The following is a 967-nucleotide window of genomic DNA, read 5'->3' as shown; positions in this document are numbered from 1 at the left end:
GCGAAACATATAAAAGAAGTAAGTTAGGTATAAAAACAGACACACTTAAAAAACAAATAACCACAAAAGGTAACTTTGACGAGATATAAAACCATAAAATACACTTAAAAATAAAAAGGTTATTTGGTTGTTCTAAATACGGAAAGTGAAGCTTTGCTGAAGTTTCAGAAGAAAATAAAGTCGATTTGAACAGAGTCGAGCAGGAAATTGGTTATTAAACGGCAGTAAAATTCTAGGCTGAAATTAAGAAAATGGACGAAAAAGATAGGGCTAAAATAAACAAAAAGCGCCCCTTTTGGAGCGCTTTTCTTACTAGAACTGATTATTCCCAATCAAGAATAACTTTACCCGACATGCCAGAGCGCATAACGTCAAAGCCTTCTTGGAAATCATCAATCTTGTAGTGGTGCGTGATGATTGGCGATAGATCCAAACCAGATTGAATCAGTGAAGCCATCTTGTACCACGTTTCGAACATTTCACGGCCGTAAATGCCTTTGATAACCAGACCTTTGAAGATCACTTGGTTCCAGTCGATACCCATGTCTGATGGCGGAATACCCAACAGAGCGATACGACCACCGTGGTTCATTGTCGTTAGCATTGAGTTGAATGCCGCTGGGTTACCCGACATTTCAAGACCTACGTCGAAGCCTTCTGTCATGCCTAGTTCAGCCATTACATCTTCTAGCTTCTCTTCAGCCACGTTTACTGCACGAGTCACGCCCATTTTACGAGCAAGCTCTAGACGGTATTCGTTTACGTCTGTGATAACCACATGGCGAGCACCCACGTGTTTAGCAACCGCTGCCGCCATGATGCCGATTGGGCCAGCACCTGTGATCAGCACGTCTTCACCCACAAGGTCGAAAGAAAGCGCAGTGTGTACCGCGTTACCAAACGGGTCAAAGATAGACGCTAGGTCGTCAGAGATCTCGTCTGGGATCTTGAACGCGTTGAACGCTGG

The 967-nt window shown here is 43.4% G+C and carries 1 protein-coding gene; it reads right to left on the bottom strand.

The features are described from left to right. Window positions 1-322: 322 nt before the first annotated feature. Window positions 323-967: L-threonine 3-dehydrogenase (gene tdh, locus R7E78_RS24870; RefSeq protein ID WP_318058442.1), on the bottom strand; the 645-nt coding region annotated here is incomplete at its 5' end.

It is taken from the genome of Vibrio sp. YT-19(2023) (assembly GCF_033337395.1).
This window is presented reverse-complemented; position numbering and strand designations above follow the sequence as displayed.